The organism is Gordonibacter massiliensis (ex Traore et al. 2017), from assembly GCF_019731765.1.
In the GTDB taxonomy this organism is placed as follows: domain Bacteria; phylum Actinomycetota; class Coriobacteriia; order Coriobacteriales; family Eggerthellaceae; genus Gordonibacter; species Gordonibacter massiliensis.
Genome location: NZ_JAASIO010000001.1, coordinates 185,882 through 211,607, shown reverse-complemented (window position 1 = coordinate 211,607; position 25,726 = coordinate 185,882). Strand labels below are relative to the sequence as shown.

Annotated in this window: 21 protein-coding genes and 1 riboswitch; of the genes, 13 read left to right on the top strand and 8 right to left on the bottom strand. The window is 64.6% G+C overall.

Annotated features, from left to right (window positions below):
* Position 1: 1 nt before the first annotated feature.
* From rarD to HCH03_RS00800, 4 genes are read left to right on the top strand one after another with little or no spacing between them, the layout of a single operon-like run.
* Positions 2-967: an EamA family transporter RarD gene (gene rarD / locus HCH03_RS00815; RefSeq protein WP_221687979.1), complete on the top strand. Its 966-nt coding sequence runs from the start codon at positions 2-4 to the stop codon at positions 965-967.
* A gap of 48 nt (positions 968-1,015) precedes the next feature.
* Positions 1,016-2,089 carry a DMT family transporter gene (locus HCH03_RS00810; RefSeq protein WP_368042398.1) on the top strand — a complete coding sequence of 358 codons (1,074 nt, stop codon included), beginning with the start codon at positions 1,016-1,018 and terminating at the stop codon, positions 2,087-2,089.
* On the top strand, positions 2,065-2,577 hold the full coding sequence (locus tag HCH03_RS00805) for a shikimate kinase (RefSeq protein ID WP_080144103.1): 513 nt from the start codon (positions 2,065-2,067) through the stop codon (positions 2,575-2,577). Before HCH03_RS00810 ends, HCH03_RS00805 begins: the two co-directional genes overlap by 25 nt.
* Before the next feature lie 9 nt (positions 2,578-2,586).
* Positions 2,587-2,952 carry a tRNA-binding protein gene (locus HCH03_RS00800; protein WP_368042397.1) on the top strand — a complete coding sequence of 122 codons (366 nt, stop codon included), beginning with the start codon at positions 2,587-2,589 and terminating at the stop codon, positions 2,950-2,952.
* Between the two features lie 620 nt (positions 2,953-3,572).
* Here the strand turns inward: HCH03_RS00800 and HCH03_RS00795 are convergent.
* Positions 3,573-5,102: an alanine/glycine:cation symporter family protein gene (locus HCH03_RS00795; protein WP_438821616.1), complete on the bottom strand. Its 1,530-nt coding sequence runs from the start codon at positions 5,100-5,102 to the stop codon at positions 3,573-3,575.
* Between the two features lie 114 nt (positions 5,103-5,216).
* Positions 5,217-5,313: riboswitch (glycine riboswitch) on the bottom strand.
* A gap of 706 nt (positions 5,314-6,019) precedes the next feature.
* On the opposite strand from HCH03_RS00795, the gene HCH03_RS00790 reads away from it, so the two are divergent.
* Positions 6,020-6,973, top strand: a complete 954-nt coding sequence (locus HCH03_RS00790; protein WP_221687978.1) for an MSCRAMM family protein — start codon at positions 6,020-6,022, stop codon at positions 6,971-6,973.
* Between the two features lie 39 nt (positions 6,974-7,012).
* Here HCH03_RS00790 and HCH03_RS00785 read toward each other — a convergent pair whose 3' ends face one another.
* The gene (locus tag HCH03_RS00785; protein ID WP_185903960.1) at positions 7,013-7,453 is read right to left on the bottom strand and encodes a MarR family winged helix-turn-helix transcriptional regulator; all 441 of its coding nucleotides are present in this window, start codon (positions 7,451-7,453) and stop codon (positions 7,013-7,015) included.
* A 1,304-nt stretch (positions 7,454-8,757) separates the two neighbouring features.
* Between HCH03_RS00785 and HCH03_RS00780 the strand changes: the two genes are divergently transcribed.
* From HCH03_RS00780 to HCH03_RS00755, 6 genes are all read left to right on the top strand, one after another.
* A complete protein-coding gene (locus tag HCH03_RS00780; RefSeq protein ID WP_080144100.1) occupies positions 8,758-11,682 on the top strand; it encodes a molybdopterin-containing oxidoreductase family protein in 2,925 nt (974 codons plus the stop codon).
* A 1-nt stretch (position 11,683) separates the two neighbouring features.
* Entirely contained in the window at positions 11,684-12,256 is a 573-nt protein-coding gene (locus HCH03_RS00775; RefSeq protein WP_080144099.1) for a 4Fe-4S dicluster domain-containing protein, read from the top strand.
* Between the two features lie 2 nt (positions 12,257-12,258).
* Positions 12,259-13,137: a dimethyl sulfoxide reductase anchor subunit family protein gene (locus tag HCH03_RS00770; RefSeq protein ID WP_221687977.1), complete on the top strand. Its 879-nt coding sequence runs from the start codon at positions 12,259-12,261 to the stop codon at positions 13,135-13,137.
* Between the two features lie 704 nt (positions 13,138-13,841).
* The gene (locus HCH03_RS00765; RefSeq protein ID WP_221687976.1) at positions 13,842-14,519 is read left to right on the top strand and encodes a TorD/DmsD family molecular chaperone; all 678 of its coding nucleotides are present in this window, start codon (positions 13,842-13,844) and stop codon (positions 14,517-14,519) included.
* Positions 14,520-15,236: 717 nt separating this feature from the next.
* Positions 15,237-15,974: a 4Fe-4S dicluster domain-containing protein gene (locus HCH03_RS00760; protein ID WP_221687975.1), complete on the top strand. Its 738-nt coding sequence runs from the start codon at positions 15,237-15,239 to the stop codon at positions 15,972-15,974.
* On the top strand, positions 15,961-16,923 hold the full coding sequence (locus HCH03_RS00755; protein ID WP_221687974.1) for a 4Fe-4S binding protein: 963 nt from the start codon (positions 15,961-15,963) through the stop codon (positions 16,921-16,923). Before HCH03_RS00760 ends, HCH03_RS00755 begins: the two co-directional genes overlap by 14 nt.
* Before the next feature lie 105 nt (positions 16,924-17,028).
* Here HCH03_RS00755 and HCH03_RS00750 read toward each other — a convergent pair whose 3' ends face one another.
* From HCH03_RS00750 to HCH03_RS00735, 4 genes are all read right to left on the bottom strand, one after another.
* Positions 17,029-18,192, bottom strand: a complete 1,164-nt coding sequence (locus HCH03_RS00750; RefSeq protein ID WP_221687973.1) for an ABC transporter permease — start codon at positions 18,190-18,192, stop codon at positions 17,029-17,031.
* On the bottom strand, positions 18,170-18,958 hold the full coding sequence (locus HCH03_RS00745; RefSeq protein WP_281421055.1) for an ABC transporter ATP-binding protein: 789 nt from the start codon (positions 18,956-18,958) through the stop codon (positions 18,170-18,172). The genes HCH03_RS00750 and HCH03_RS00745 overlap by 23 nt, the downstream gene beginning before the upstream one ends.
* Before the next feature lie 74 nt (positions 18,959-19,032).
* Positions 19,033-19,977: an efflux RND transporter periplasmic adaptor subunit gene (locus HCH03_RS00740; protein WP_221687972.1), complete on the bottom strand. Its 945-nt coding sequence runs from the start codon at positions 19,975-19,977 to the stop codon at positions 19,033-19,035.
* A gap of 18 nt (positions 19,978-19,995) precedes the next feature.
* A complete protein-coding gene (locus tag HCH03_RS00735) occupies positions 19,996-20,220 on the bottom strand; it encodes a hypothetical protein (RefSeq protein ID WP_185903952.1) in 225 nt (74 codons plus the stop codon).
* Between the two features lie 158 nt (positions 20,221-20,378).
* Between HCH03_RS00735 and HCH03_RS00730 the strand changes: the two genes are divergently transcribed.
* Both HCH03_RS00730 and HCH03_RS00725 read left to right on the top strand, forming a co-directional pair.
* The gene (locus HCH03_RS00730) at positions 20,379-21,059 is read left to right on the top strand and encodes a response regulator transcription factor (protein WP_221687971.1); all 681 of its coding nucleotides are present in this window, start codon (positions 20,379-20,381) and stop codon (positions 21,057-21,059) included.
* Positions 21,049-22,428: a sensor histidine kinase gene (locus HCH03_RS00725; RefSeq protein WP_221687970.1), complete on the top strand. Its 1,380-nt coding sequence runs from the start codon at positions 21,049-21,051 to the stop codon at positions 22,426-22,428. Before HCH03_RS00730 ends, HCH03_RS00725 begins: the two co-directional genes overlap by 11 nt.
* A 22-nt stretch (positions 22,429-22,450) precedes the next feature.
* On the opposite strand, the gene HCH03_RS00720 is transcribed toward HCH03_RS00725, so the two are convergent.
* Both HCH03_RS00720 and HCH03_RS16720 read right to left on the bottom strand, forming a co-directional pair.
* Positions 22,451-23,176 carry a hypothetical protein gene (locus tag HCH03_RS00720; RefSeq protein ID WP_221687969.1) on the bottom strand — a complete coding sequence of 242 codons (726 nt, stop codon included), beginning with the start codon at positions 23,174-23,176 and terminating at the stop codon, positions 22,451-22,453.
* A 428-nt stretch (positions 23,177-23,604) separates the two neighbouring features.
* Complete coding sequence (locus HCH03_RS16720) at positions 23,605-25,500, bottom strand: putative Ig domain-containing protein (RefSeq protein WP_221687968.1); 1,896 nt, start codon at positions 25,498-25,500, stop codon at positions 23,605-23,607.
* Positions 25,501-25,726 lie beyond the last annotated feature (226 nt).

The window sequence follows — 25,726 nt, the reverse complement described above, 5'->3', positions numbered from 1 at the left end:
CATGCGCGGCGCGGGAGCGGCTCGCGGGAAGCCTGGCACTGAGCGGGGAGGGCGCATCGCGCTGGTGCAGGCCGCCGTTTGCTACGCCATCTGGGGCGTTATCCCGGTGTACTGGAAGCTGTTCTCGGCGATACCGCCTTTGCAGGCGCTGGCCACGCGCATGGTGTGGTCCTGCGCGTTCTCGATCGCGCTGTGCCTCGCGCTGCACGCGCGCTTCCTGCCGCTGCTGCGCGAGCGCCGCGCGTGGGCGACGTTCGGCGCTTCGAGCGTGCTCATCGCGGCCAATTGGGGCGTCTACATCTGGGCGTCCACGAGCGGGCACCTGCTGGAGACGAGCCTCGGCTTCTTCCTCAGCCCGCTCACGAGCATCGTGCTCGGGCTCGTGAGCTTCCATGAGCGGCTTTCGCGCATGCAGAAGCTCGCCACGGTGCTGGCCGCCTGCGGGGCCGTCCTGTTCGCGGTGGCGCACGGCGGGTCGATTTGGATATCGCTCGCGCTCGCCGCGACGTTCAGCGCGTACGGCGCCGTCAAGAAGCGCGGCGGCTACGATGCGCTGCCCGGCATGGCCGTCGAATCGCTGTTCGCGGTGCTCCTCGGTGCGGGCTTGTTCGCTATCGGCTGGGTTGTCCCCGGCTTCTGGGACGTGGCGCGCACGGCCCCCGACGCTTTGGCGGTCACGTCGGCCGCGGGCATCGCCGTGCTGTCCGTGGGCAGCGGGGTGGTGACGGCCGGTCCGCTCGTGCTGTACTCGGCCGCCGCGAACCGCGTGCCGTTGTCGCTGCTGGGGTTGCTGCAGTACATCAGCCCGACGATCGTCATGCTGCTGGCCGTGACGTGCTTCGGCGAGCTGCCCGACGCCTGGCAGCTGGCAAGCTTCGTTCTCATCTGGGCGGGGTTGGCCGCCGTGGCCTGGGAGACCCTTCGCGGGCAAAGGGGGCGTTCCATGTTCGATCGACGCGGCCGTTGACGGTTCGACCCTATCTTTCGCGCGGCTCGCGCCGTATAATGGGCCGCTGTGAAAAATCTCGCTGGCATACAGGATCGCATTCCGACGGGGGTCTACAAGCTCCTGCTGGTTGTGGCCACCATCATATGGGGCCTCAGCTTCGTGGTCATGAAAGACGCCGTGGACGTGCTGCAGCCGGCTTACCTCATCGGCTTCCGCTTCCTGGCCACGGGCGCCATCCTGCTCGCGCTGTTCTTCCGTCGCCTGCGCATCGCCTTCTCGCATGAGACGGCGAAGGATTACCTGGTGAAGGGCATCATCCTGGGCGTGCTGTGCTACTTGGCGTTCTGGGTGCAAACCATCGGGCTCGACCACACCACGCCGGGCAAGAACGCCTTCCTCACGGCAACGTACTGCGTCATTGTGCCGTTCGCCTGGTGGGTCATCGCCCGCAAGCGGCCCACGGCGTTCAACCTCGTGGCCGCCGTCATGGCCGTGGCGGGCATAGGCCTGGTGTCGCTCACCGGTTCGCTTTCCGAGCTGTCCATGGGCTTCGGCGATGCTATGACGCTGGTGTCGGCGCTGCTGTTCGCCGTGCACATCGTGTACGTGTCGAAGTTCTCCGAGACGAACGACGTGCTCGTGCTCACTACGCTCCAGTTCATCGTGGGCGGCGTGTGCGGCGTGGCGTACGGCGCCTGCTTCGAAACGCTGCCTCCGGCCGAGTCGCTCACGCCGGCCTTCTGGATGAACATGGCCTATCTCGTGGTGTTCGCTTCGTGCGTGGCGCTCGTCATCCAGAACGTGGCGCTCGCGCACGTGCCGCCGGCGCAGGCCTCGCTGTTCCTGAGCTTGGAAAGCGTGTTCGGCGTGCTGTTCAGCGTGCTGCTGTATGGGGAAGAGATAGGGCTTCGCCTCGTGGGCGGCTTCGCCCTTATCTTCATTGCTATAGTGGTGAGCGAAACGTTTCCGTTGAAACGCAGAGCGGACGACGACGTGCCCGCCGTGGCGCTGGAAACCCCCGGAGGGCCGGTGGTGTCCTTGGAGGCGGCGGTTGCGCTGGACGGCCGGGACGCCGGCGACCTGGCAGCCGTCGAATCGACGCAAGAGGAGGCATCATGGAGCAAGAGCGGAACAACATAGTCCTGATCGGCATGCCCAGCGCGGGCAAGTCCACCTTGGGCATCGTGCTGGCGAAGATACTGAACTATCAGTTCGTCGACGCCGACCTCGTCATCCAGAGCCAGTGCGACAAGACGCTGCAGAAGCTCATCGACGCGTGCGGCCCCGAGGGCTTCATCGAGGTGGAGAACGAGATCCTGCGCGACATCCAGGCCGAGAACTCCATCATCGCCACGGGCGGTTCCGCCGTGTACTCCGACGAGGCCATGAAGCATCTGGCCGAGATCGGCCGCGTGGTGTACCTGCAGATATCCTATGAGGAGCTGGTGCGCCGCCTGCACGACTTGCAGGAGCGCGGCGTGGTGCTCAAGGGCGGCATCGGCATGAGCCTGCGCGAGCTCTACGACGAGCGCAAGCCGCTGTACGAGCAGTACGCCGAGATCACCGTGAACATCGACGACCTATCCATCACCGCCGCGGCCCGCAAAGTGGCCGACGCGCTGCGCTAGGGACCCGTTGTGGAGCCGATCGAGGTCGCGCCCGTCAAGCCGCCGATCACCTTCGACGACTTGGACAAGCTCGACATCCGCGTGGGGCGCATCGTGCGCGTGGACGACGTCGAGAAGTCGAAGAAGCTCATCAAGATGACCGTGGACTTCGGCGCCTTCACGCGCACGATCCTCTCGGGCATGAAGGGGGAGCGCGACGACTGCAAGGCCGAGCTGGAGGGCCGCCAAGCATTGTTCGTGGTGAACATGGCTCCGCGCAAGATGGCCGGCGAGGTGTCCGAGGGCATGATCTACGACATCGGCTACGAAGACGGCATCCTCCCCGCCCTCGCCGTCCCCGAGCGCGAAGTCCCCAACGGCGTCCGGCTGGGATAGGCTGTTTCGGCTCCTCCGTCCTATTCATGATTGCGAAAACGGCCCGTGTTTCACGTGAAACACGGGCTTTTCCTTGCTTGGACCGGGAAAACAAATCACAATTCTGCTTTGCAAGAGCCATTGCGCACTTAAAGCGTTCAGCTTGTTTAGTCCTGCTGTACAAAAATCACCGACATCCCCGTGTCAGGGAGTCTCTCGAGGCGACCTCTCTGGTTGCCGTTCTCTGCGACCTGCGGAAACTCGCCCGACTCTTGCAGGGACGGGCTTCGAAGGTTCTTGGCGGCGACCTAGGGTGCGGGGGCATCGGTGATTTTTGTGCAAAACGGAGGCGCTCCATGCCGAATTGCCGTTGATGCGGTCAGGTCGGCCCATTCGCTGCAAAGCCGGTCGGCGTTCGTGGAAGCCTCTTTGCATGCAAGAACCGGTTAGCTTTCAAGCACTTCGGATAATGGCCGATCTCGTCGCTTTGCGAGCGTTCGTGCCATGCGGAATGCCTGTCGCGATGGGCGGTCAGTGACGTTCGTGACGAAGAGATCGAAGACTTCCTTTTAAAAAGAAGACGCCTGCCAGATCTGGCAGGCGTCTTTGCTCCGGTTATCGCGTTTCACTCTCAGCGTGCTCTACGCCTGAGCCCCGGCCGTGTCGGAATCCGGCTGGTTCATGGGGTCGATGGGCGGGATGTCCCAGTTGTCGCCGGGCAGGTGCGGCTCCATGGCGTCCTCGTCTCCAGCGGCGCGCAGGCGCTCGAAATAATCCTTCGTCTCCTTCACCACCACGCCGGACAATGCGATGAGGGCGATCATGTTCGGCAGCGCCATAAGGCCGTTGAAGATGTCGGCGATGGTCCACACGGCGGCCACGGTCATGTAGGGGCCGATGAACACGGCGGCGATGTAGAGCCAGCGGTACACCTTGACGGCTTTCATCGAGCCGTTGCTGAAGTACTCCAGGCAGCGCTCGCCGTAGTAGTCCCAACCCAGGATGGTGGTGAACCCGAACAGCACCAGGCACGCCATGAGCACGAACGACACCACGTCGCCGGGAATGAACGGCAGGCCCGCCTGGAACGCGGCCGTGGTCACGGCGGAACCCTCAAGGCCGGGAATCTGGTACGCGCCGGTCATCACCAGTGCGAGGCCGGTCATCGTGCACACCACGATGGTGTCGAGGAACGTGCCGGTCATGGACACGAGGCCCTGGCGCACCGGCTCCTTCGTCTGCGCGGCCGCCGCGGCGATGGGCGCGGAGCCCAGGCCGGCTTCGTTCGAGAAGATGCCGCGCGCGATGCCCTTCTGCATGGCCACGATGATGGCGCCCAGCATGCCGCCGGCCGCCGCCTGCAGGCCGAAGGCGCTCTCGAAGATGGTGACGAACGCGCCGGGCACCTTGTCGAGGTTCGTGAAGATGAGCACGAGCGAGAAGCCCACGTACAGCACCACCATGGCGGGGATCACGCGCTCGGACACCTTCGCGATGCGCTTCAGGCCGCCGATGACCACCAAGCCCACGAGCAGCGCCAAGATGAGCGAGCCGATAACGGTGAAGATGGAGTAGTCCATGCCCAGGATGTTCACCGTCACGTTCTTGTCGGGGTCGAAGAACCCGGTGAACGCCGACGAGATGGAGTTCACCTGCGTGAACGTGCCGATGCCGAACAGGCCCACGCACATGCCGAAGAACGCGAAGATCTTCGCCAGCCAGCGCCAGTTCTTGCCCATGCCACGCTCGATATAGTAGAACGGGCCGCCCAGCACGTGGCCGGTTTTCTTGTCGATGCTGCGGTACTTCACGGCCAGCAGACCTTCGGAGAACTTCGTGGCCATGCCGAACAGCGCGGCCAGCCACATCCAGAACAGCGCGCCCGGGCCGCCGGCCACGATGGCCGTGGCCACGCCCACGATGTTACCGGTGCCGATGGTGGCTGACAGTGCCGTGCACAGCGCGCCGAAGCTCGTGACCTCGCCGGTTCCGTCCTTCTCGTTCTTCACCATGTAGCGCAGGGCGCGCGGCAGTTGCCGGAACTGCACCGCGCGCAGGCGCACGGTCAGCAAGATGCCGCCGAACAGGATGAGCACCATTAGCGGCACTCCCCAGATGAAGTCGTCTATGGCGACGAGTCCATCGTTGATAACGCTGAAAAAGCTTTCCACCAGTTTCCTCCTCGATGCGAACACGTACGTGCAAGTTCAGCGCAACCCGTTGGGATGGGCGGCCGTTCTGGAGGATATGCGGATGAGGAAAAGCGCGGGCGCGCAACAAGCTGGCAGCTTTGCTCTGTCCTTTTGCCTGAGAGTTTCAGCGGGCTGTTCGACCGCCTTGCCCCTTCGGCACCCGTGAACGGGATTCTCCAGAGGCCCCTCCTCGTCCTGTCTCATGCGATCCAGAACGTATCAACGGGGTGACGCTATGAAATTGTGCCGGCACATTGTAGCAAGTAACCCGCCGCTTGTGAACGCCTTTGTTGCTCGAAGGCCGCTTCTTCGCTTTCCGAACGGCCCGGTTTACGGGGCGCGATTGCGCGCGCGGTGCGAGAAGGCCCGGCGAAGCGCGCGGTAGGCGGCACAGGGGAACTCGGAGGCCGCTCTGCTCATTACGCTTCGGTAACGCACTCCCTTCTGCCCGCTAAAAAGGGGGAACGCGTTCGTATTATGGTGCTGAACCCAGTAGGCAAGTACGGTCGCCTTTATCTTTCCTCGAACGAGGCCACAGCCTCGAAAGCATACGAACCTCGCTCGATTTCGCGATTTTGGCGCTGCGGCGCACCCGTAACGATTTGGCAACGGCGCGCCCGACAGCTTGGGATGTTCTTGGCGTTCGATGAAACGTGCATTTTGATTTCTGGATGGGAGAGGCTATGGTCAATACGAATTCTGTTCAACTTTCGGCTCCAGGCGCTTCAAGGCTTTTTCGGGGAAAGGCATTCGCCGTTCTCCTTTCCGTTGTCATGTGCTGCGCCCTCGCTTTCGGTGCGCCGGCATCCGCGAACGCGGCCGGTGCGGACGAATGCGCTCCTCTATCGGACGTTTCGGGCGCCTCTGTCGAATCGGGGGTGTCGGCGGTCTCTTCCGTGCGCCCATCCGATCAGGCGATCGACGATCCAGCCCGTTTCGATTCCGATGTTGAAGAGCTTGCCTCAACGAAGCAAACCCCGAGCGCCGAATCTCAGGGCATTCAGGACGCCCAGCTCTCGACCGACCTCGCAGCAACAACGGGAAGCGCGATTCCCGGCGGTGCGGAGGCTAAGCCCTTCGCCGTTTCCGGCAGCGCCTCGCTCAAAAAGGTGGATGCCGACAATCCGGCGACGACGCTTGCGGGCGCCGTGTTCAAGCTGGAATACAACTCGAACGGCGATTGGGTGGTCGTGCCCGGTTGCGAACGCTTGACGACCGACGCTCAGGGTTTGATCGACGTGGACGGTCTCGCATTGGGCGAGTATCGTTTCGTGGAGATCGAAGCTCCAGCGGACTACGAGCTCAACGAGACGCCGATTCAGTTCGTTGTGGATGGATCTTCCACTGAGCCCGTCGGGCTCGTGTTCCCCAACGAGAAGAGCCCCGTGCTGGGCGACGTGGTGTTGAAGAAGGTGGATGCCGACGATCCTGCGAGCACGTTGTCCGGGGCCGTGTTCAGGCTTGAGCAGCGGGCAGCCGATGGATCCTGGGCGGCGGTCGCCGGCTGCGAACGGCTCGTCGCGGATGTTGGCGGCATCGTGTCCGCCACAGGTCTTCCGTTGGGGTCGTACCGGTTCGTGGAGATCGAGGCGCCGGCTGGGTACGAACTCGACTCCACCCCCTTGGAGTTCGAGATAACGGCCGACTACACCGTTCCTATCCAGCTCACCTTCGCCAACACCAAGACGCCGACCCCTCCGACCCCGCCTGCCGTGCCGCCTGCTGCGGACAAACCGGTCGCCAAGTTGGCGACCACCGGCGATGACGTGTCGACGGCGCTCGTTTCGGGGCTTGCCTTGGCCGCGCTCGGCGGAGCGGGCGTTTTCGCGGCGCGTCGCAAGCGTCGTTAGCCGAATCGTCTCCGGCGGCAGGCGTAAGCAGGGCTCCCGTCAGTCGCCGGAGATGATCTCAGCGTTCTTCTTGAGTTCGGCCAGCACGTTCACGAACGTGTCGATGTCGTGCTGGTCGATGCCCTCTATCAGGCGGTTCGCCGTGTCGACGGTGAGCGGCAGCACGGTGCGGATAAGCTCGTGGGCCTTCTCGGTGGTGCATACCACATGCGCTCGGCGGTCGGTCTTGTGCTTGTTGCGCACGATGAGGCCCTTGCGCTCGAGCGTGTCCAGATAGCGCGTGATGGTGGCTTGCTCTTTGTGCGTGAGCAGGGCCAAATCTTTTTGCGAGAGCTCCCCGGCCTGGTCGAGCTGGTTTATAAGGTTCCATTGACCGGGAGTGATGTCGTAGGGTTTGAGCGTGGTCTCGAGAGATTTGGTTATGCAGCGCTGCGCGTCGTACACGAGGTAGCCTATCAGGCGATTGTGCTTGCTCTCCATGCTGAACCCTTCTGATGTGCGCCGGACGGCGGCGATGCGCCGTCGCGAAGGTTGTGCGCATCGCGCCGGGCAAAGGGACGGGCGATCGCGCAAAGGGAAGGGCACGGTCGTTCGGCACGGCGTTTCGCGTTCTCTCAACCTACAAGAAACCATAAGCGGGCCGCCCTCGTCAAGAAACCAAAAGCTTTTCGGTCGAATCTCCTTGCCGACCTCGTTTCGTCGGCCACGGCTCAGCGAAGGTGGACCATGCCATTGCGTGGGCCAGGTTGTCGTCGCGCGCTGTGCAAAGACGCGTCGTGGAGGCTCAGCCGCGAATACCGCATCCGCCGTCAAATCAGGATTGGTCCAAGCCGACGGCCCTCTATGTCGATGGCGGTTTGACAGCGGACGACGGCTGCTCGGCGCAAAAATCACCGACGTCCCCCTGTTTGGAAGCCCCTTTAGGCGACCTAGATGGCTGTCGTTTTCGCCACCTGCGGAAACTCGCACGGCTCTTGCATAGTTGGGCCTCGGAGGTTCCCGGAGGCGGTCTTGGAGCGGGGGCGTCGGTGATTTTTGTACAAAACGGTGGTGCTCCGTATCGCGTTGCCATTGATGTGATCGGGTCGGTTCGCTCGCTGCGAAGTGGGTCGACTCACGTGGAGGTTCTTTGGGATGCAAGGGGGGCGAAGGGCCATTCGGAGTGGGTCGTCAGCAACTCCGCAGAGTTCTCTCATCGGAATCTCCCCAAGGCGAGATCAAGAGAAAAGACCCGACAAAGGCTGGAACTAGTGCAATGAGGCGGTTGGCTTTCAAGCGCTTCGATTCGAGCGGCCAAATGTCGCGCAGGTCAACTGCGGTTCAATGCAGGGAGGGTGTCTTGCCTCGTTGAGCGAAGGTCGACAAGGTTGCTTCTTTGCCATCTTTGACTCTGGACGCTTGGTCTTTCGCTCCCTATTCAGGGCGGAACGTTGCGCCTCAATGCCGTGTTCTGTTTTGCACGCGAGCTAAAACCTCTCGAGGCGGCAGATCAAGATTATTCTTCGTTTTTACATGTTGAACTAATAATTGCAGTAAATATAATTAGCACTGCAAGTAATTTGCCGCAAGGAGGAGAGGGAAGCGCGCGAGGGGCGCGCACACTGCGAGGGGCGAGCGTGCTGGCGAGCGCACTGCGAGGTGCGAGCGCACGGCGCACACACCCCGAGGGGCCGGCACCTAGTTACTTTGCTCGATCCCAGCATCCCTGTTTGCGCGTCGTTCGCGCGTTTTCTCCTGCTCCGTCGCGGCGAATCTTGGCGACGAGATCAAAAGGAGGAGGAGAGATGTCACTTAAGATGAGCCGCCGAGGCTTCGTGAAGGCCTCGGCCGTAGCGACCGCCTCGACGCTGCTGCTGGGTTCGCAGGCCGGGGCTGCCTTCGCGGACGACGCGGCAGACGGCGCAAAAGCGACTTCGTCCGACGACGTGAAGATCATCCCGAGCGCGTGCCGCCAGTGCTACGGCCGCTGCGCGCTTTTCGGGCACGTCAAGGACGGACGCCTGGTGAAGATCGAGGGCAACCCCGACCTGTTCAGCGAAGGCACGCTGTGCGGGCGCTGCTTCGCCATTCCGCAGGAGCTGTACAACCCGCTGCGCGTGCGCTACCCGCAGAAGCGCGTGGGCGAGAAGGGCTCCGGCCAGTGGAAGCGCATCACCTGGGAAGAGGCCTACGAGGAGGCCGCCAAGCGCTACACCGAGATCGGCGAGCAGTACGGCTGGCACACCATCGCGCACCAGTACGGCACCGGCCGCGACATGCTGCAGTTCCAGGCCATCAACAAGCTGTGGCTGGAGCTGGGCAGCACGGCCACGTTCGGCGTGGGCAACCTGTGCTGGGTGGGCTCGTACTTCACCAGCCAGCGTTTGTACGGCGACGAGACGCAGTACACCGGTTGGGACGGCAACAACACCGACTGCATCCTCATCTGGTGCCGCCAGGAGCGCAGCCGCGGTTACTACGACTGGCTGACCGTGAAGCGCGCGCAGGAGCGTGGCGCGAAGGTCATCTGCGTCGACCCGCGCTACACGTGCACGGCCAGCAAGGCCGACATCTGGCTTCCCATCCGCCCCGGTTCCGACATGGCGCTCGTGCTGGCGTTCATCAACGAGATCATCCACTCGGACAAGTGCGCCGAGGACTTCGCGCGCTTCTACACCAACGCCCCGTTCTTCATCGACGAGAAGGACGCGAACGGCAACGGCACGGGCTACCAGCTGCGCGAGTCGCTCATGAAGGAAGGCGGCAACGAGGAGCTGTACCCTGCGTGGGACGAGGCGCACGACCAGCTGATCTTCTGGTCCGGCGACTGGCAGAACAAGAAGGGCGTGGGCGGCGAGAAGGCTTTCCAGTGGCTCGACGAGGCCGGCAACATCGTGGCCGACGCGAAGCCGGCGCTGTCCGGCAGCCATGAGATCAACGGCAAGACGTACCGCACGAGCTGGGACATCCTGGTGGAGCACGTCACCCCGTGGACCATCGAGCGCGCCGCCGAGTTCTGCGAGCTGCCCGAGGACAAGATCCGCGAGGCCATCCAAACCTATATCGACGCCAGCCCGCACGCGTGCTTCACGCGCGGCCAGAAGGTGGAGTTCTCCATCAACACGTCCGGCATCTCGCAGGCGTTCACCATCATGATGGCGCTGGCCGGCAACTTCGACACGAAGGGCGGCCAGAACATCGGCCGCGAGCCCGCCACCGGCTACGACTCGTTCATGTTCGACGTCGTGCCCAACCAGCAGGGCCGCATGGGGCAGCGCCGCAAGGAAACGGCCATGAACATCAAGAAGCTGTCCGTGTGCCAGAACACCGGCTACCAGCAGATCCTCGTGGCCGACGACGCCACGGGCGAGCTGCGCGAGACCACGCAGAACTCCGGCGGCCAGGTCATCTACGGCCAGCAGGGCGGCTTCGGCGCGGCCACGACGAAGGCCATGGCGCAGGGCGACCCGTTCCAGATCCACGGCTACTGGCAGCAGACCTCCGAGCCCATCCTGTCCATCGAGGGCGGCAAGGAGATCATCGAGGGCTTCAAGAACCTGGACTTCTTCGTGAACGTGGACCTGTACATGACCCCCTCGGGCGAGCTCGCCGACATCATCCTGCCGGCCGCGCACCCCAACGAGGTTGACCGCGTGGAGTGGGCGCACTCCGGCCACGGCTACCCCACCAGCCACACGTACCTCATCCGCCAGCCGTTCCACGAGCCGCTGGGCGAGTGCAAGGACGACATGGACATCTGCTTCGAGTTCGCGAAGTACATGGACGTGGACATGTACTGGAAGGACAAGTACGAGTTCTTCGACTACATGGTGAAGGGCCCCGCCACGCTTCCGCCGCAGCTGTCGTGCTCGAGCTTCGAGGACTTCCGCGAGCGCATCAGCGTGACCGGCGTGGAGATGGCCACGGTGAAGCAGGCACCGAAGTACGAGACGGGCTTCATGCGCAAGACGAGCGACTTCAAGCCGGGCTTCAACACGATGTACCGCGGCAACAAGATGGGATCGGTGTACCGCTTCCCCGGCACGAAGACGCCGGACGGCAAGGTGATCCCGGCGCATCCGCAGTCCGACAACGGCAAGATGGAGATGTGGTCCGAGGACCTGCTGCTGTACGGCAACGGCCCGCTGCCGATGTACATCGAGCCGCCCATCACGAAGCTGTCGCGCCCCGACCTCACCGACGATTACCCGTACACGCTCATCACGGGCGGCCGCTCCCACGCGTTCTTCCACACGGAGTACCGCAACAGCCCATGGATGCGCGAGGTGCACATGTTCCCCACCGTCGACATCAACCCGGCCACGGCGGCCGAGCACGGCATCGAGCAGGACGACTGGGTGGTCATCGAGACGTACGTGGACAAGATCAAGCAGCGCGCGAACCTCACGGAGGCCATCAAGCCCGGCATGATCCACGTGGAGCACGACTGGTGGTTCCCCGAGCGCGAGGCCACGGACGACCTGCACGGCGCCCTGGACTCGAACTGCAACATCCTGTTCGAGAACAACGGCCCCTACGACCCCGCCGTGGGCACCGACAACTTCGGCGGCCTGTGCAAGATCTACAAGGCCGAGGACGGCGCGCCGAAGAACATCTGCATGAACGAAGACGACCTGAAGATATTCCTGCCTCTGAGCGCCGAGCAGATCGCCGCCGACGATCAGCAGGACGGCGTGTCGCAGGTGACCGTGAAGGGAGGTGCGAAGTAGCATGACGCGCAACATCATCGCAATCGATCTGGATAGCTGCATCGGGTGCCACTCCTGCGCCGTGGTGTGCAAGCAGGAGAACAACGTGGGCCTGGGCACCTACTACAACAAGGTGCTGACGGTGGGTCCGTCCGGCACGTACCCCGACCTGGAAATGTACTACCTGCCCGTGGCGTGCCAGCACTGCGACAACCCGCAGTGCGTGAGCGTGTGCCCCACGGGCGCCAGCTACAAGCGCGAGGACGGCGTGGTGCTGGTGGACCACAGCAAGTGCATCGGCTGCCAGTACTGCGTCATGGCCTGCCCTTACGGCGTGCGTACCTACGACGCCGACAAGGACAAGGGCGTCATCGAGAAGTGCACCATGTGCGCGCACCTCATCGACAAGGGCGAGAAACCGGCGTGCGTGAAGCACTGCCCGGGCCAGGCGCGCCTGTTCGGCGACGCGGACGACCCCGAGTCGGACGTGTCGAAGATGATCGCCCGCAAGAGCACGCACAAGCTCAAGGACGTGGGGAACCATCCGGGCGTGACGTACGGCTTGGACCGCTTCTCTTGGAAAGGGGATGAGTAAGCATGGAAATCCAGTGGCCCCTTTTGATATTCAGCGTGTTGTTGGGCGTGACCTCGGGATGCTTCGTGTTCCTGGGCGTGGGCGAGCTCAAGGGCAAGTTCAAGGACGTGCGCTTCATGGGCGCGTTGATCGCGCTCGTGTGCCTGGCCGTGGGCGGCTGCGTGTCGGTGTTGCACATGGGGCACCCGGAGCGCGCGACGCACCTGCTGGGCAACCTGGGCTCCGGGCTCTCCAAGGAGCTGTTCACCGTCGCCATCATGGGCATCGTTTCGCTGGTGTACCTGGTGCTGGCGAAGAAGGAGTACCCCGGCGCGAGCAAGGTGTTCGGCGTGCTGGGCGCGGTGCTGGGCTTGGTGCTGCCGGTGGTGGCCGGCGCCTCGTACCTGATCGCGGCGCGTCCCGCTTGGGATAGCGCGGCACTGCCCCTCATGTTCCTGGGCGGCGGTTTGGCCATGGGCATGACGCTCATGGCGGGGCTCGTGCTGCTGCGCGGCAAGGCCTCCGAGGAGGGCGGCTTTGCGTTGAAGCTGGCTCTGGCGGGCGTCATCATCATGGTGGTGACGTCGCTGGCCTACGTGATCTGGATCGCCGTGGCGCCATACCAGGCTCCCTCGCGCTCGATCGAGCGTTTGGTTGCGGGCGACTTGGCCGTGATGTTCTGGCTGGGCGTGGTGCTGGTGGGGCTCGTTGCTCCGACGGCGCTTGCGGTGCTGGCTTGCGTGAAGGCGACGAAGGGCGAAGGCGGCACCGGCACGGTGAAGCCGTCGACGCTGGCCGGGTATATGTTCGCAGCGTGCGCGTGCTCGGTGGTGGGCGCAGTGGTTTTGCGCGTCATCATGTACGGCGTGGGTACGAGCGTGGAGCAGTTCATTTACCGGTAAGGTTTGGTGGCGGACAGGTTGGTGGTTCAACCTGTCCGCGCCGGGCCTTGGCCGGGGGCACGGCGCTCGGGCAGTCCTGAGGTCGCGCGAACAGCCCACGGGGCTGTCCGGCTCCTGCGGAATCTCGCGGCGCACCCCCGGCCAAGGCCCGGCGCTACGCGCGGGGGTGCCGTACGTGTGACTGAGGGGAGAGGTTCAACCGGCGGGGTCGCCTGTTCGTTGAGGTGGAAGGCCTGGGAGTTTTGGATCATCCTGCGACGGCTTTCCCCGTAGGGGCGATCTCCAGATCACCCGGAGCGGCGACTCGGAACCGCAATCGCCATGCGGCGAGCGCACCCTTTTGTCGCAACTGCGCACCCGGTCGGTTTTCCGGCTTCGCCGGAACGGGCGCTCTGGAGAACGCCCCTACGGAAGAACGCACTCCGTTTCGCAACCGCACACTCGGTTGGGGGTACCCCCGTAGGGGCGGGCAGCAGCCCGCCCGGCGCGGCGACTCGGAACCGCAACCGCCATGCGGCGAGCGCACCTTCCCGCCGCAACCGCACGCCCTGCCAAAGGCAGAACGCGTGGCAAGTACCACCTTGCGTCGCAACCGCGTCATGCAAGCCCTGTTCGACCGCGTCCCGTGACGGAATGCAGCCACCCCTCCCCGCTGCGTTCCGTTACGGGGGACGGCCGATGACAACGAAGAAGGAGCGTCAATCATGGAAGAGGTCATGTCAGCCGAACTGGTGGAGAACCTGGTTGATTTCTGCGAGAACCGCGCCCGCGTGTACGCGCTGCTCTCGCGTTGCTACGAGAAAGAGCTGGACGCCGCGTTCGCCACCGAGTTGGCCGAGGCGGCGCGCGTGGAGTCGGACGACCCGGCGTTGGCCGACGGCTTCGCGGCGTTGCAGGCCGATGTCGTGACGTGCGATGACGAGCAGCTCGAGATGCTGGCCGTGACGTTCGACCGCGTGTTCTTCGGCATGGGGCCGCGCACGGCGCAGAAGGCGTTTCCGTACGAGTCGGTGTACACGAGCGAAGGCGGCCTCATGATGCAGGACGCCTACAGCCAGGTGCTGCGCGTCTACCGGGACGCGGGCTTTGCGAAGAACCCCGGCTTCACCGAGCCGGAGGACCACCTGGCCGTGGAGCTGGCGTTCATGGCGCTCTTGTGCGGTCGCGCCGTCGAGGCGCTGAGGGCCGGCGACGAGGCGGGTGCCGAGCGGCAGCTGCGCGCGCAGCGGTCGTTTCTGCAGGATCACCTGCTGAACTGGATCGAGCGTTTCATCGGCGATATGCGGAAAGCCGCCGAGGACGGGTTCTACCTCGATCTGGCCGCCTTCACCGAGGCGTACCTGAAGGCTGACGAAGCCGCCGTGGCGGAGGTGCTCTCCTAACGGAGGTTGCCGGAGGCTGCCGTTCGTTTGCAAGGGTGTATCGGCTTGGCAGAAAATTGCAGGTATGAACGATTTTCTGTCGCAATAGATTTGGGCGAACAGGCGTTATGCAATTTTTCGGGTCATGGAGGCGATGAAAATCGTTCATACCTGCAAAATCGTGCCAAGAGAGCAAGGGGCTCTATGTTAAACCGCCATCGACAGGCACCCGGCCAGGTTGTCATCCTGAGCGGAGGCGGCGAAAGCCGCCGGAGTCGAAGGATCCCGCGCGGCGGCAGCCGAAGCGCTTTCAGTTGGCACCGCGCGGGGTCTTTCGACTTGCTTCGCTCGCTCAGGATGACAGGGCGCGCGCATTCGCCCGAGACGACGGCGAGCGCGCTCCCTCGACGGCGGGCACGCATTCGCCCGGGACGGTGATGCGTTGGCTTGCGGAACGTCGATGGCGGTTCAACATAGGGAGCGAGGGGGTGTCCTGCAGCTCGTTCGGCTCCAAAGGAACAGGGGAGGGGTGGGGAGCTGCCCGCTCAGCTCGAAAAGAACAGTAAGGGCGGGGCTTGCCCCGCCCGGTGCGGTGATACGCAAGTGGGGAAGCAAGGCGGCGCGCAGCGGAATCAACCTGCTGCTCGCCATGCGGAACAGGTGTGAGCGGCCATACGCGCCGGGCGGCCTGCTGGCCGCCCCTACGGGGGCTCTCGTGGATAGAGGAGTGAGGAAACGATGACGGATATCACGCGGCGCGGGTTCGTGGCGGCGGGCGTTGCCAGCGTGGCGCTTGTGGGCGTGGGTGGGTTCGGCGCGGCAACGGGGCAGGTCGACCGGCCCTTCGTGCGCCCGCCGGGCGCGGAGTCGAACGTGCGCCTGGCGGCGGCGTGCAACCGCTGCCAGCGGTGCCTGCAAGCCTGCCCATACGGCATAGTCACGCCGGTGCCGCTGGCTGAAAGTCTGGTTGCGTACGGCACACCTACGCTTGCGTTCGAGCACGGGTACTGCGACTTCTGCATGCAGTGCGTGGACGCGTGCCCCACGGGCGCGCTTTCCTACGGCGGCACCCGCGAGCGCGACTTGGGCGTCGCCGTGGTGGTGAAGGACGCCTGCGTGGCGTGGGATTGGTCGGGCTGCACGGTATGCAAGGACGAATGCCCCGTCGAGGGCGCTATCACACTGGACGATCATGACCGCCCCGTCGTGCACCCCGATTTCTGCGACGGCTGCGGGCGTTGCGAGCAGGTGTGCCCTTCGGCATCGCTGCGCGCCTACGATGCGAGCGTGCAAAACAAGGGCATCGTGGTGGTGTCGCGTGCGAGCGAGGCGGCACATGCTGCAGGCTCTGTGACCAGCGAAGAGCTGGCTTCCGGGCGCTACGCGTGCGCATCCGATCCGTTGGCGGCCCATACCCAGGGCGTTCATCCGAACGGACCTCAGGACGGAAAGGGGGCCGGCCATGAAAACGCGTAAGCGCGCCTTGCGCATCGTCGTGGCGTTGGCGGTGCTCGTGGTGGCGGTGGCGTCGGCCCACTTCGGCGGCGCGCTGCCCGTCGGAACGCTCTGCTTGGCGTGCCCGGTGGGCTTCGCGCAGATCGCGGCGGCGTCGCAGAGCATCCCGTGGCATCTGCTTCCGGGCGTGCTGGCGGTGCTGGCCATCGTGTTTCTGCTCGGCCGCGTGTTCTGCTCGTGGGTGTGCCCATCGCAGCTGCTCAAGAACGTTTTCGGCGGCCACACGCCGCGCGGTCTTTACGGGCGCGGCGGCGAGGCGTGCGAAGAGGGTGCGCCGACGACCTGCGAAGAAGGCACCTCGGCGACGTCCGACGCTCCAAGCCGTAAAACTTCGGGATGCTCGGCCTGTGCCAAGGGCGCGCCCGGCATCAAGACGCAGGGCATCGTGTTGGCGGTGCTGCTCGTGGTGTCGTTCGCCGTGGGGTTCCCCGTGTTCTGCCTGCTGTGCCCCATCGGGCTCGTGTTCGGCACGCTGTGGGCCCTCAACCGCGTGTTCGTGCTGCTGCAGCCCGGCTGGGAGCTCATCGTGTTCCCGCTCATGCTGCTGGCCGAGTTGTTCCTGTTCAAGCGCTGGTGCGCGGCCATCTGCCCGCTGGGCTTCTTCTTCGGCCTGGTGGAGAAGGCGCGCACGAAGCTTGGATTCGGCGTGCGCCCGCAAGCGAGCTGCGCCACCTGCATCTCGAGCGAGGGATGCCGCACCTGTTCCACCGTATGCCCCGAGAACATCGACGTGGCAACCGCCGACGCTCCCACGCTGGAAGCCTGCACCCTGTGCGGCGACTGCCTGGAGAACTGCCCCACGAAGTCCATCAAACTCGCTTTCGGCGCCTCGAAGAGCGCTCCGAAGGCGCCCGAGGCTCCCGTCGCCGTTCCGGCGTCCGACGAGGACCTTGCCTCGAAGTCCGAGTAGCACTTGCTTGTTGCCAGGTATTCGGAAGCGCTGCTTGGCGCCGCCCCCGTGCACGGGGGCGGCATGAGGGGGTGCCCGGCGCCAACGTCGCCGGGCACCCGTGCGTCACTCTTGCCGAAGCGCCTCGATGGGCGTGAGGCGCGAGGCCCGATAGGCGGGGAAGATGCCGAACGCCAGGCCGATGGCGGTGCTGGCGGCCACGGCCACGCCTACGACGCCCCACGACGCCGCGAACGCCATGCCCATGCCTTCCGCCAGCGCGCCGAAGGCCAGTCCCGCCGCAATGCCCACGCCGCCGCCGATCAGGCTGAGCAGCAGCGCTTCTACCAGGAACTGCCGCAGGATGTCCGATCGTCGCGCTCCGAGCGCCTTCTTGATGCCTATCTCGCGGGTACGCTCCGTCACCGACACCAGCATCACGTTCATCACGCCGACGCCCGCAACTACGAGCGATATGCTCGCGATGCCGCCCAGCAGCAGCGTCATAGTCTGGTTGATCTGGTCGGACGCTCCCAGCATCTCGTCTTGCGACATGACGGAGAACTGGTTGGAGGGAATACCCTTCGCACCCGACAGGTAGCCGGTCAAAACCGCTTTCGCCAGCGGCACGCCGTCGTCGACAGCGGGACGCGCGTACACGGATTCGATTTTCGCGTCGCCGCCCAGGCTCGTCGCGGCGGTCAGCGGAACGAGCACGAGCCCGTCGGCGTTCAGGCCCATCGTCTGCCCGGTGCTCTCCAGCACGCCCACTACGGTGAACGGGATACCGGCTATCTTGAGCGTCTTGCCGACGCAGTCTGCCGTGCCGAACAAGTCGTTCGCCGTGTTCGTGCCGATGACGCACACGTTGGAGCGGTTCTCGCGATCCACCGACGACAGGCTGCGCCCTGCGGCGAGTTTCAGGTTGCGCACGGACAGGTAGTGCTCGTCGGAGGCTTCGACCATGCCGCGTTTGGTCTTGCGCGTCCCCGCCGTCAGATCGCCGCCCACGCTCTTCGACGGCGCGACCGAGCCGATGCCGGGCAGCGCGCGCAGGGCTTCCATGTCCTCGTAGGCAAGACCGTCTTCGTCGAAGACGAAGACGGATAGGATGTCGCCGCCCAGCGCCTTCATGCGCTCCTCCACCTGCCGGTTCGAGCCGTCGCCCATGCCCACGAGCACGATGACCGACGAGATGCCGATAACCAGCCCCAGCATGGTGAGCGCCGTGCGCAGCTTGTTGCGGGAGATGCTCGACAGCGCGGTTCTAACCGTTTGCACGCGTCGCATGGGCTTCTCCTTCCCGTTCCGCTGCCGCCCGCGCCACGGCGGTTGCCGGTGCGGCGTCGTTGCCGCCCACGGTGTCGCAAACCGCGCGCCGTTCGCCCTCGTGCCCGCGCTCGCTCGCGCCCAACCGCCCGTCCGCGATGCGCACCACGCGTTCGGCCTGCTCGGCCAAATCGGGGTTGTGCGTGATGAGGATCACCGTCTGCCCCTCGCGGTGCAGGCTTTTGAACAGCTCCATGATCTCGACGCTCGTGTGCGAGTCCAGCGCGCCGGTGGGTTCGTCGGCCAGGATGATCCTCGGCTCGCCCACGAGCGCCCGGGCGATGGCCACGCGCTGCTGCTGGCCGCCCGACAGCTGGCTCGGCAGACGCCGCTCGCGGCCTTCCAACCCCACTTTCGCCAGATAACGGCGGGCGGTGGCATCGGCCTCGCGCGGCCTCGTGCCGCGGTAGGTCAGCGGCAGCTTCACGTTCTCCAGCGCGGTGAGCGATCCCAGCAGGTTGAAGCTTTGGAACACGAACCCGATCGAGCGGTTGCGCAGGTCGGCCAGCTCGTTGTCGGCGAGCAGCGCCACGTCTTGGCCGTCCAACGTATACGTGCCGTCGTCGGGCACGTCCAGCAGCCCGATGATGTTCATGAGGGTGGTCTTTCCCGAGCCCGACGGGCCGACGATGGCCACGAACTCGCCCTCGTCCACGCAGAAGTCGATGCCGTCGAGGGCGTGCACCACCTCGTCGCCCATCGGGTAGCGTTTGGCCAGCCGCTCCATGCGGATGGTGGAAGAGGTGTCGCTCGCAGCGGACGAGGGGCGTTCCTTCGCGTGCGTCCCCGTGCTCTCCGTCATCATACCGCCGCCTCGCTGACCATGGTCGTGATCACGCCCGCCTCGCCGTCGGAAGCGGAGGGAACCTCGTTCAACACCACCAGGTCGCCCTCGTTGAGCTCACCCGTCACTTCGACCAACGTGCCGTCGGAGATGCCGGTGGTCACCGGCACGGTGCGCGTCGTGCCGTCGGCACCCTGCACCGTCACGGTTTTCGCGTCGTCGGCGCCCGACACGGCGCTGACGGGCACGGCGAGCACGTTCTCGGCCACGGCCACCTTCACGGAGAGCGTGGCCGACATGCCCAGCCAGATGCTGCCGTCGTTGACCACGTCCACCGTCACCGTGAACTTCGACCCGCTCGCGTTGTACGCGCCCACCTGGTTGATGTTGGAGATGACGCCCGCGCGCGGCGCCTGGTCGCCGATGGCGACGTCGACTTCCTGGCCCTCGGCCAAGCTGGCCAAGTCGCTTTCGGACACCGGCATCTCGATATGCACCGTGTCCACGCGCTCCACTTCCACGAAGTGCTCGTCTTGCGAGAGCTCCTCTTTGGCCTTGGGCATGGTGTAGGACTTCACCACCAAGTCGTACGGGGCGACCAGGGGGTCGCCGTACGTGTAGGACACGAGCGGCTCGCCGGCTCGCACGAGCTTGTTCAGAGGGGCGTCGAAGCTGGAGAAGTAGCGCCATTTCGCAGGCTTGAGCTTCTCGGTGGCGCTTCCCTTCACCTCTCCCGCGCCGGTAACGGCCTTCTCGATGGTTTCCCTGGTCACCGGAGCCGTCGGCAAGGGAGCCTCTTCGGCAGGGTCGCTTCCGCCCAGGCCCTTCAAGGCACCGCCGAAAGCCTCGTCGCCCGCGACGAGCCACCAGGCGGCCCCGCCCAGCGCCACGGCGAGCGCGAGGGCGAGAACGACAAGGCCGACGGAGGGTTTTTTGCGCTGTTGCACGCTATTGTTGGTCATGATCTGCCCCTGCCGTCCCTAGTTGCTGCCGTCGATGACCGCGACGCCGTCTTTGCGGGTCACGATGTCGGCGGTCGTTCCCTCCATCGATGAGCCGGACGACAGCTCTCCACCGCTCTGGAGCTCGATGTTCTCCTGCCCGCCGCCCAAGCCGCCGACGTTCTTCAGCACGGCCAGCCCTCCTACGATCACCAGCGCTACGGCCAGCACGCCGATGATGATCTTCATGGTCCTGGAACTCATACGGTCTCCTTCCCGTGTCGTTCAATGCGAGGGGCATCGTAGCGAAAGGCACCTTAAAACTTCCTGAAACGCCGACGGGTTTTTGCGCCGCCGGATCGCCGCCGAACGACGGCGTTCGTTTCAGCAACTTTTAAGGTGGCCGATGCTAGAATGGCCGCATGAAGATACTCATCATCGAAGACGACCGCGCCATCTCGCGCGCCATAGCCGAGGCGTTCGGCGATCGCTATGCCGTTGACCAGGCGTTCGACGGCGAAGAAGGGCTGTTCTTCGCGCGGCAGGACGTGTACGACCTCGTGGTGCTGGACATCATGCTGCCGGCAATAGACGGCTACGGCGTCATGGAGCGCCTTCGTGCGGAGGGCGTCGAGACGCCCGTGCTCATGCTCACGGCTAAGAACGCGCGCGACGATCGCGTGCGCGGCCTGCGGCTGGGCGCCGACGACTACCTGGCCAAGCCGTTCGATCGCGATGAGCTGGTGCTGCGGGCGCAGGCCATCATGCGGCGCAGCATGGGCGTGCGCACGCTCGATACCCTGGCGTTTCGCGGTTTGGTCCTCGACCCCAACACGAAGCGCGCCACGGTGGAGGGCGCTCCGGTCGCGCTCAAGGGCAAGCAGTACGATGTGCTGGAGTACCTGGTGAGCCACGAAGGGCAGCTCGTTTCCAAAACGCAGCTGTTCGACCGGGTGTGGGGCTTCCTGAACGACACGTCGTCGAACGTGGTGGAGGTGTACGTGAGCGCGTTGCGCAAGGCGCTCAAGGAGCACGGCTACGACGGCTTCCTCAAAACCATTCGCGGCGCGGGTTACGTGTGGACGGCCGACGATGAGGTTTGAGGAACGGCGCGTCCGCCGCATACTCGCTCGCAACACGCTGCTGTTCTTCGCGGCGTTCGCCCTTTTGTTCTCGCTGTTCGGCGTGCTGGTGTTCCAGCTGGTGAGCGCGAACGTGTACCGAACGGCCGATGCGCAGCTGGACGAGGTGCGCGATGTGGCGATGGCCGTTGCCGCCGATCCGGCAGGCGGCAGTGTGGGATCCGAGCCGTCCCTGGGGGCGAACGCCGAGATCCGCGAGGACATCGAGTTCGTTCCACGGAACAGCGGAACCGACGCCGCCGCCGCTTCCGCCGAAAGCATCATCATAACCAGCGAGGCTTACGTGGCTTCGAACCCCCAGCTCATTTACCTGTGGCGCAACGCCGAAGGGCAGCCGCTCCACACGGAGGGCCTCTACTCCGTCTACCCCACGTACTTCAACGACGTCCCCTTCGATCGGGAGAGCATCGGCCGGGTGTACGAAACTCGGGCAGGAGGGCATGCGTACCGGTGCGTCAACTACGTGGTGGAGGGTTCCGAGTCCAAAGACTACCTGCAGGTGCTCGTGAACGTGGACTCCGAGCTGGCGCTGCTCGACCACTTCACGAAGATGCTCGTCATCTATCTGGTTGCGGCCGTGCTGGGCGCGGCGGCGGCGAGCTACTTCCTGTCGCGCAAGACCATCAAGCCCATTGTGGCCAGCATGAACCGCCAGACCGAGTTCGTGCAGAACGCCTCGCACGAGCTGCGCACCCCGCTGGCCATCATCCGCGCCGCCCAGGAGCGGCTGCTGGCGGATCCGAATGCCCGCGTCGTGGACAAGTTCGAAGACGTGAACGCGGTCGCCGACGAGACGAAGCGCCTCGCGCGCCTCGTGGACGACCTTATGACGCTGTCGTCGGCCGACGCCCCTGTCCACGACGACCGCGAGATGGAGCCGGTCGACGTATCCGGCGTCGTGGCCGAAGTGGGCGACCTGTACGCCGACGTGGCGGAGGTGGGCGGCAAGACGCTGACAGTGGTTGCGCAGCCTGCGGGCGAGGCGCTTATCGATGCCGACGCGCTGCGGCAGGTGGTGGGCATCTTGCTGGACAACGCCCTCAAGTACACGGAGGAGGGCGACGTCGTGGAGCTGCGCTGCGAGGAACGCGCCGGCCGGGTGGCGGTGTCGGTTGCGGACACCGGCTGCGGCATCGACCCGGCGGATCGAGAGCAGGTGTTCGAGCGTTTCTACCGCGCCGACGCGGCGCGCACCACGCCCGGCAGCGGTTTGGGCCTCTCTATAGCCCGCGCCCTCGTCGAGCGCGCCCGCGGAACCATTGCGGTCGAGGGCAACGAGCCGCGGGGAACCTGCGTCACGGTTACGCTGCCGAAGGCGCGGGCGCGCTGACGATCATCAGGGCTGTTTTCCGCTACTTCTGCGAAGCCACCATCCACGGCTGGGCCCAGGCTTCGAAGTCGACGTACTCGGGCACGCCGTAACCCAGCACGTCGAACGACGTGGTGGCGCCGGCGGCCAGGTTTTCGGCGAAGCCGGTGTAGCCGCCCACGATGGCCCCGTCGCCGTTGCGCAGGATGATGCTCACGGCCACCTGGTCCATATCGGTGTCGGTGAGCAGGCTGGTTATCTCGCCGACGAAGTTCACGGTGCCGTAGCCGCTATCTTGGGCGGACACCCCGTCGACCTTGAACATGTCGATGTTCTCGTCGGAGTCCTGCCAGTTGTTGGAGCCCACGCTCAGCTCGAACTCCACGGTGGCCGGCGCCGTTCCGTTGCCGGCCTGCCCGCCCCAGGCCACTTCCTGGTCGGGACGCAGGGACATGAGCGTCTGCTGGTCGGACGATACCACGTTGCCGCTCTCGTCCTTACCCGTCACCTTGATGGTGGGGAACAAGGCGCCCTGGGAACCCTCGTTTTTAACGATGATGCCGTAATGGACGTATCCCTGGTCGTCCACGGACCAGCCGGAGTCGGTCACGGTCAGCTTGTTCTCCTTCGCCGGTGCGGCGTTCTGCGCGTCCTGCGAAGCGCTCGGCGCGCCTTCGCCGGATTGCTGCTGGTCGGCCGTGCCGCCGGAACAGCCCGCCAACGTGAGGGCCAGCGCCGCCGCTGCGCCCATGGCCACGATCTTCTTCATGGTGCCTCCTTCTCTTGCCCGTGTCTCTTTTGTGCGCGGGCACTCGATGAACGGTTGGAGCCTACCGCATGTGACCGCTTTCGTAGCTGACGTTGTCGGCAAGCCGGTGAACGGTCGGCCTGCGGAGAAGGAGTGAAGGGAGGGCGGTGGCGAGGAAGGAGTAAGGCGAACGGTGTTGGGAAACAGAAAAGCCGGGCGACCCTGAACAAGTTCCCGGCTTAGTCTAGTCAACCGATGCCGCCCGGCTAGGCGGGACGCCATCGATTGGCCTGATTGCATCACATCCGCACGACCGGTGCAGGATGTCATGTCTACTGCCCTTCGTTACCTTTTACCAGGTTTCGGCTATTCAAAACCGGTCGAATCAAACGAAACGCCCTGTAGGCATTCTGAACGAAAGGCCTACAGGGCAAAAGGCGGATACCGGCCTAGCGCCTGCGCGCGCGACGGCGCAGGGAAAGGGCGGTCATGCTTGCGGCGCAGAAAAGCGACAGGGCAACCAGGCCTGCGGTTGCGCCGGCAAGGCCGTCGCCTGTGGCAACGAGGGTGACAGGCGAGTTCACCGCGAGATGGAACGTCTGCGCAGTGGAGCTGTAGCGGTTGGTCGCCTTCACGGTGAAAGTGTAGGTGCCTGGGTCGTGCGGCGTGCCGGAAAGCTCGCCGTCAGGAGTCAGTGAAAGCCCGTCAGGCAACGCGCCCGCTTCGAGGCTCCACGACACGCCGGTTGCGTTGAGGGTGGAATCGACCACCAGAGCGTCGCTCGAGACGCTGTGGACGCTGGCGAGGGGGCTCGCGGAACCGGGGAGGGCCGAAGCATCCGTCGCCGGAGCGTCCTCGTCGGAGGTGAAGTGGAAGCGGTAGGGCTTTCCCGGCTCGGCTGCGGGGAGCGTGTCCGAGGAGACCGTGATGACAGGCGGGCCCACCACGGTGATCGTGTAATCGGCGGTGTCGATATCATCAAGGTCGTTTGCAACCTTGGCGGTGAAGGTGAATACGCCCTTGACGCTCGGAATGCCGGAGATGATGCCGTCCGGAGAGAGCGTAAGCCCCGCGGGCAGTTCACCGGTGGCTACGCTCCACGTTATGGGTTCGTCACCCGAAGCGGTAAGCTTCTGATGGTACGAATCCCCTGTCTTCGCGGTAGGAAGATCGGTGGTGGTGATTTTTGGAGGCACGTAATCCTCCCAGACAGCGTAAAGCGTGTTGCCGCCCGTTACGAAGGGAACCTGATCACCTGGCTTGTAGGATGTTCCCTTGCCATCGGACAAGGTGTTCCACTCCTTGAACCTCTTGTATTGGAATTGGGGGCGTGTGAACGTGCTTTCGGCCGCAGGGGCAGATGAGTCGCCGGACGCCCCATCGGTAGGCTTCATGGTTCCCGAGCCGCCGTTGGGTTCGTAGCTTATGCGCCCGCGCGTTGTGACGGAGACGGGCTCGCTCACCGATGCGAGCTTGTAGGCGGGACCCGCGTACCGGGCTCGGAGACCGTCGTAGGTTGTGAGGGGTTTGAGTCCCGAGAAGAAGCGGGAGGCCTGCCAGGTTTTGCCGTCGAGGCTGAACGTCGCGAACATGCCTGGATCCGGAGGGTTCTCAAGGAACATCTCGATCGTGTCGCCAGCCGTCGAGGAGGCACTCGTCTTGGGCACGAGCGGTGCGATGTTTTCGGCGTGCTGTCGCACGTAGACCGACCGGGGGCTTCCCGCGCTCTCGTAGTCGGCCTGTAGCCCGCTCGGCTCCACGCCGTTGTCGTAGGTCGCTTCCTCGATGCCGCGGACCCATGTGTCAACATATTCATCCCGAGGGGTGTCGGGAACCTGGGCCAGAAGGCTTCCGTTGCAGTTCTCCCCCAGATACACGACCGAAAGGACTGGACAGTTGAGGAACATGTCGGTTGCATTCAAGGTCGAGCCGCCGAAGTCATCGCGCAGATCAATGCTCTCAAGCGCCTGGCAGCCGGAGAACATGTTTTGCGCGTCTGTGATTTTGCCGCCGAAGTCATCGGGCAGCGTAATGCTCCTGAGCGCCGTGCAGCCGGCGAACATGTTTTGCGTATTCGTGATACCCTGGTCGAAGTCCCAATTGGGCAGGGTTATCGTCTTCATGGCGGCCATTCCGGAGAACAGAGATCGCATATCGCCTTGTGCGGTCACGCCTTCCTTAACGGCGATGTTCTCAACGAGGTTGGCATATGCCTGCCATCCCCGCGGGGTTCCGTCGTGCTCGCTCAAGCGCCCGCTTATGCCATTCGTCGGCTCTATCGTCAGCGTATTGTTGTTGTAGTCTGTGAGTATCCAGGTGCACTCGCCGTCGATGCCCGAATCCACAACAGCCCCGAAAGCCTGCGACGGCACCGTCGGAACGAGGCCTGCCGCTAGGACGAGCGCCAGAAGAAGAGCGAGGAGGCCCCTCCGAACACCTCGGGCTGCATCTGAGCCTCCATGCGACGCACGTGTCATCGCAGCAGGGAGGCCGAGCGGGTTATGCAGGTGACGGGGGGGGGGCGTGATTCCCATGGCTGCCTCTTCCTCAAGCTCAAAGTTAATCGTATCA

Excerpts from the sequence above, each read along its gene's own strand:
- HCH03_RS00725 (WP_221687970.1), top strand. The coding sequence starts at position 21,049 with ATGAGGTTTGAGGAACGGCGCGTCCGCCGCATACTCGCTCGCAACACG.
- HCH03_RS00760 (WP_221687975.1), top strand. The coding sequence starts at position 15,237 with ATGACGGATATCACGCGGCGCGGGTTCGTGGCGGCGGGCGTTGCCAGC.
- rarD (WP_221687979.1), top strand. The coding sequence starts at position 2 with ATGCGCGGCGCGGGAGCGGCTCGCGGGAAGCCTGGCACTGAGCGGGGA.
- HCH03_RS00720 (WP_221687969.1), bottom strand. The coding sequence starts at position 23,176 with ATGAAGAAGATCGTGGCCATGGGCGCAGCGGCGGCGCTGGCCCTCACG.
- HCH03_RS00745 (WP_281421055.1), bottom strand. The coding sequence starts at position 18,958 with ATGGAGCGGCTGGCCAAACGCTACCCGATGGGCGACGAGGTGGTGCAC.
- HCH03_RS00750 (WP_221687973.1), bottom strand. The coding sequence starts at position 18,192 with ATGCGACGCGTGCAAACGGTTAGAACCGCGCTGTCGAGCATCTCCCGC.
- HCH03_RS00755 (WP_221687974.1), top strand. The coding sequence starts at position 15,961 with ATGAAAACGCGTAAGCGCGCCTTGCGCATCGTCGTGGCGTTGGCGGTG.
- HCH03_RS00735 (WP_185903952.1), bottom strand. The coding sequence starts at position 20,220 with ATGAGTTCCAGGACCATGAAGATCATCATCGGCGTGCTGGCCGTAGCG.
- HCH03_RS00730 (WP_221687971.1), top strand. The coding sequence starts at position 20,379 with ATGAAGATACTCATCATCGAAGACGACCGCGCCATCTCGCGCGCCATA.
- HCH03_RS00805 (WP_080144103.1), top strand. The coding sequence starts at position 2,065 with ATGGAGCAAGAGCGGAACAACATAGTCCTGATCGGCATGCCCAGCGCG.
- HCH03_RS00775 (WP_080144099.1), top strand. The coding sequence starts at position 11,684 with ATGACGCGCAACATCATCGCAATCGATCTGGATAGCTGCATCGGGTGC.
- HCH03_RS00765 (WP_221687976.1), top strand. The coding sequence starts at position 13,842 with ATGGAAGAGGTCATGTCAGCCGAACTGGTGGAGAACCTGGTTGATTTC.
- HCH03_RS00780 (WP_080144100.1), top strand. The coding sequence starts at position 8,758 with ATGTCACTTAAGATGAGCCGCCGAGGCTTCGTGAAGGCCTCGGCCGTA.
- HCH03_RS00770 (WP_221687977.1), top strand. The coding sequence starts at position 12,259 with ATGGAAATCCAGTGGCCCCTTTTGATATTCAGCGTGTTGTTGGGCGTG.
- HCH03_RS00740 (WP_221687972.1), bottom strand. The coding sequence starts at position 19,977 with ATGACCAACAATAGCGTGCAACAGCGCAAAAAACCCTCCGTCGGCCTT.
- HCH03_RS00785 (WP_185903960.1), bottom strand. The coding sequence starts at position 7,453 with ATGGAGAGCAAGCACAATCGCCTGATAGGCTACCTCGTGTACGACGCG.